The 5,217-nt window shown below is 65.2% G+C and carries 4 protein-coding genes; all 4 read right to left on the bottom strand.

Translation table 11 applies throughout. The annotated features are described in order from the left end of the window. On the bottom strand, nt 1-1,120 hold a 1,120-nt coding region (locus EN781_RS25085), incomplete at its 3' end, for an APC family permease (RefSeq protein WP_145965614.1). 252 nt (nt 1,121-1,372) lie between these two features. Continuing rightward, a complete protein-coding gene (locus EN781_RS25080; protein WP_126056051.1) occupies nt 1,373-3,742 on the bottom strand; it encodes an aminomethyltransferase family protein in 2,370 nt (789 codons plus the stop codon). A 269-nt stretch (nt 3,743-4,011) separates the two neighbouring features. Then, nucleotides 4,012-4,635 carry a sarcosine oxidase subunit gamma family protein gene (locus EN781_RS25075; RefSeq protein WP_126056050.1) on the bottom strand — a complete coding sequence of 208 codons (624 nt, stop codon included), beginning with the start codon at nt 4,633-4,635 and terminating at the stop codon, nt 4,012-4,014. After that, on the bottom strand, nt 4,628-5,217 hold a 590-nt coding region (locus EN781_RS25070), incomplete at its 5' end, for a glycine cleavage T C-terminal barrel domain-containing protein (RefSeq protein WP_281034395.1). The genes EN781_RS25075 and EN781_RS25070, both read right to left, overlap by 8 nt.

Raw genomic sequence — 5,217 nt, 5'->3', positions numbered from 1 at the left:
TCATGATGCAGAGCACCAGCGCCAGGATCTTCAGCATGACCAGCAGGCTGTGGATGATCCTGCCGCCGCCGACCATGCCGGCCAGCGCATCGGCGACACCGGACCCGTCGACGATCGGCGTCGCCAGCATGCCGTTGAGGCCGAGCACGCCCTGGAAGGTGAACGGCACCAGGATGAACAGCAGCATGCAGAGCAGGCCGGAATAGAAGATCGCCTTGAACGTGTCGGTGCCGGGGTTCTTGAACTCGGACGTGTAGCAGACGGCGGTCTCGAAGCCGTAGGTCGACCAGGCGGCGATGAACATGCCGCCCAGCACCAGCGTCCAGCCGGCGATGTTCCAGGCTCCCGGGTCGGGCGCGTAGGCGGCCGCCAGCGGCACCAGCGGCGAGAAGTTCGCCCAGTTGATCTGGCCGGTGAAGATCGGCACCACGCCGACGATCAGCATCGGGATGATGACCAAAAGGCCGATATATTTCTGCACATTGGCCGTGCCGAGGATGCCGCGATGCTGGATCGAGAAGATCATCAGCATCAGCACCGCGCCGATGAAGAAGGTCGCGTTGAAGGTGAAGGACACCGGACCCAGCGTATGGCCCCACAGCGACCAGGTGCGGATCGCCGGCGTCGCGGCGGCGGCCACCGCCGCGATGGCATCGGCGGGCGCCGTGCCGGCATGCGCGGCGATATAGGCGACCACTTCCGGCGAGGTCTCGCTGAAGACCGGGATCGGCGCCAGCGCGTTGAGGATATAGGCGGCGGCGATCGAGCAGCCGAGCGACAGCACCGGCGACCAGGCGAACCAGTTGCACCACACCGACAGCGGCGCGATGAATTTCGAGTAACGCAGCCAGGCGGTGGCGCCGTAGATCGAGGCGCCGCCGGACTTGTTCGGGAACAGGCCGGCGATTTCGGCATAGGTGAACGACTGCAGGAAGCCCATGATCATGGACACCGTCCAGATCACGAAAGCCAGCGTTCCGGTCGTGCCGGCAATGCCGCCGATGGAGAACAGGACGAGGGCGGGAACGCCGCTTGCCACCCAGAAGGCGCCACGCCAGTCGATATGCCTGAGCAGCTTGCCTTCCGCAGGCTGCTCCAGGACCGTGCTCATTGTGCTCATATGTATGAATTCCCCTTTTTTTGCTGTTCCCCGCCGGTGTGCCTCGGCTGCGCGAAGCTTCCCCCCCGGCCTCATTTCGAACGGCTGTAGTGTTTCCACTCAGTCGCATTTTTTTCTTAACAGTGAAGATTGATCCGACGCGCTTTCACGTCAAGCGTTTTGTGGCGCCGTGCACATCACGCTTGCGAAACATGGCACGGACGCCACTGCGGCCGCCATCAAGACGGTCGGATGAGGCCTTGGAGGCGGCCGTCAGGACCGCGGTTTCGTCTTTTGCGGGTCGTAATGCGCGAAGGCCACGACTCGCGCCGGCAGCCGCTTGGCCTGGCCGTCGAGCTTGCCGACCTCGACCTCCGTGCCGATGTCGGCATGGGTGACGTCGAGCCGCGCCAGGGCGATGGTCTTGCCGAGCAGCGGAGAGCGCATGCCGGAGGTGACGACGCCGATCTGGGCGCGGCCGACATGGACGCAGTCGCCGTGGCCGACAGGGATGTTCGCATCGATGTCAAGGCCGACCAGTTTCGTCTGCGGATGTTCCTTGCGCCTTATCAGCGCGTCGCGGCCGATGAAGTCGTCGGTCTTGGTCTTCAGCGGCACGGTGAAGCCGATGCCAGCCTCGAACGGATCGGTCTGGTCGGAGAACTCGTAGCCGGCGAAGATCAGCCCGGCCTCGATGCGCACCATGTCCAGCGCCTGCAGGCCCATCGGCTTCAGCCCATGCGGCTGGCCGGCCTCCCAGATCGCGTCGAACACTTTTTCGGCGTCGCGCGGATGGCACCAGATCTCGTAGCCGAGCTCGCCCGTATAGCCGGTGCGCGAGACGACCACCGGAACGCCGTTGCCGCCGCCGATGCGGGCGACCGCGAAGCGGAACCATTCGAGCTCGCTGATCGATGGCTGCAGCGGCGAGGTCCATACGACCTCCTTGAGGATGTCGCGGCTCTTCGGCCCCTGCACGGCGATGTTGTGCATCTGGTCGGTGGACGAGCGCACCAGCACGTTGAGGCCGAGTTTCCTGGCGGTCTCGCGCAGCCATTCGCCGGACAGGTCGTCGCCGCCGACCCAGCGGAAATTGTCCTTGCCGAGCCTCAGCAGCGTGCCATCGTCGATCATGCCGCCATGCTCGTAGCACATCGCCGAATAGACGATCTGGCCGACGCCGAGCTTCTTGACGTCGCGGGTCAGCGTGTACTGCAGCAGCGCTTCCGAATCCGGTCCGGTGACCTCGAACTTGCGCAGCGGCGACAGGTCCATGATCACCGCCGCCCGCCGGCAGGCCCAGTACTCGGCGATGGCGCCCTCCTTGGCGAAGGAGTTGGCCAGCCAGTAGCCCCTGTACTCGGCGAAGTCGCGCGTGTGCTTGGCAAAGCTCGAATGAAAGGCTGTCTCACGGGTCATTTTCGGTTCCGAATCGGGCGTCATGCGTCTGGCGATCGCGCGCGAGAATTTGTGCTGGCCGGAATAGGTGCGAACATGGATGTCGGTGAGGTCCCAGCCATTGGCGGGCGTGGTGTCGTCGGGACAGGCGGAGGAGACGCAGACGATGTCGGTCAGCGCGCGCAAGAGCACATAGTCGCCCGGCCGCGACCACGGCTCGTCCGAGACCATCACGCCATGCGCGTCGATCGCCGTGTTGAAGAAGAAGTTGATCGCCATCCAGCCGGCGCGGGGCGTGACGCCCTTGTCCGAGAGCGCCTTGTTGAAATTCTCCGAGCAGTTGGTGTGTCCGGGATAGCCGATGTCGTCGTAATATTTGGCAGCACAGGCGAGCGCGAAGGCGTCGTGCCGCCCGCAAGTGTCCTGCACCACCTCGACCAGCGGCTCCATGTCCTGGTCGTAATATTTCGAATGCAGGCCGGGCATCGGATAGGCGGCGCCCATCAGCGTGCGCGTCGTCGTCACGTCGAGCGGATGATCGCGGCCCTTGTCCAGCTTGCGCGCTGAAAAACACTGGAAGTCGGTGCACTGCCGGCCATCGACATCGATGATCTGCAGATAGTCGCCGGCCTTGACGAAATAGGCTTCGGCGGTCGCCGAATGGACACGCAGATCGAGCACAGGATCGGCGAGCGGATCGGGGAGTTGCGACCTGGTCTTCAGCCGAATGGTGTTGCGCCGCACGGTGACGGTAAGCGGCGTCGCTGTGTCGTGGCCGTCGACCAGCATCGGTCCGCCGGGTGCGGCGATCAGCATCGCGCCATCGCGCTGCACGGCGAAGCCTTGCTCGGTGCCGGCCGGCGTCGTAGCGCCGAAGACGCGCACGGCCTTCGGTTGCTCAAGCTGAACTTGGCGGCGTTGCAGGCCGAGACGCAGCGCCGACAAGCTGTCGTCGCCATCCGCCAGCAGCGCCTTGATGCCGGCGGCGTTGCTGTTTGCGGCCTCGCCGAAAATGCCGGGATCGGTGACGCCGTCCTTGCCCCAGGCCAACAACTCGCAGGCCTGTCCGCCTTCGATATTGCGCACGCTGACCGTATCGCCGGCCTCGACGTCGAGCAGCACGGCGCCATTGCCCTGCACGGTGTAGCGCTCGATGCCGGACGGCAGCGCGATCTGGCCAGGCCTCAGGATGAGGCTCGGTCGGGGCGGCCCGGAGGCGACGGCGGGGTAGGGCGACTGGCTCATCTCGACCCTATGTTTCGAGCAACAAGTTTGCCTGTGTGTGAAATTAGTTTAGCAGCAAGAATAGCAGCGGGGTTGGATTTGGCAAGGTGGAGATGGCGCCGGCTCCTCCTTCTCCCCCTGTGGGAGAAGGTGTCGCCGAAGACGACGGATGAGGGGTGCGCGAAGGAACGCCGGCGTCTCACTCCGTCGCGCACCTCTGATCCGTCTCGGCGCTAACGCGCCGATCCACCTTCTCCCACAGGGGGAGAAGGAGAGTGCGCGCACATGCGCTACACCAGTTCCTCGGAATGCGCGATCGTAACGCCATACTCCGCAGCCGAATCGAGAATGGTGTGCCAGAGACTTTCGGCGAAGGTCGAAAACACCAGCAGGTTGAACACCGCCTGTCCGCCGCGATCACCACCCCGCCACAGCGTGACGCTGGTGTGATCCATCGAGGTTGCAGCAGCGGAGCCAATCGCAAACACATAGGGATGCAGATCAATCGACGATAGCTTGGCGAGCATTGCGCGCGCTCTCTGCCCGGATACGCTGATCAGCACGCGCGCATGCGACTGGTCGGAAAGCGCAGCCGAACCGGCAAAGACCGAGGCAAGCGCCTCAATCCCGTGCCTGCCGCCCTTCGACAGCACGAAAAACTGATCCGGTCCGGACCAGATCAGCGTCGCGTCGGCGGTGCCGACCGCCTTCGGCGTTTCCGGCGTCGCCGCGCCGAAGCGAGCCTTCGAGGCCCTGGCCATGTCGGCGGCCTTGCCGCGCCGCGCCATGATCTGCACGAGGTCGAAATTTCGGATCTCGGTCAGCGCCACGCCGGCTTCGCCTTGCGCGCCATAAGGGCCGGCGACCAGCGCGCGGTCCAGCGGGCTGCGGACGTCCCAGGAAAACTCAGCCACGCTGGCGCCCTCCTTCCGGATCGTAGAAGACGGGATTGCAGAGTTCGACATCGTACTCCTCGCCGCGCAGCGGGTCGTGCGCGCGCACGATCTCGCCGATGCGCTCGCGGCCGCGTTCGACCAGCCCGAGCCCGATCCATTGGTCGAGTGTCGGCGAGAAGCAGACCGAGGTGACATAGCCCTGGTCGTTGCCGGGGCCGGGGATCTCGCCCTTCGGAATGACATGCGCGCCGGAGCGCAGCCGCCGCGCCTTGTCGGTCGGCTTGATGCCGACGACCACCTGCCGGTCCGGCGCCACCAGCGCCTCGCGCCCGGCCATGACGCGGCCGATAAAATCCTTCTTGGTCGACATCATCTTGCCGAGGCCGAGATCGGCGGCGGTCGTGGTGCCGTTGAGCTCCGGCCCGGCGACATGGCCCTTCTCGACGCGCATCACGCCGAGCGCCTCGGTGCCATAGGGTGTCACGCCGAACGGTTTTCCCGCGATCATCAGATTGCGCACCAGCGCCTCGCCGTAGCGCGCCGGCACCGAGATCTCGAACGCCATCTCGCCGGAGAACGAAATGCGGAACAGCCTGGCCT

Source organism: Mesorhizobium sp. M4A.F.Ca.ET.090.04.2.1, assembly GCF_003999085.1.
Taxonomy (GTDB): domain Bacteria; phylum Pseudomonadota; class Alphaproteobacteria; order Rhizobiales; family Rhizobiaceae; genus Mesorhizobium.
This window is presented reverse-complemented; position numbering and strand designations above follow the sequence as displayed.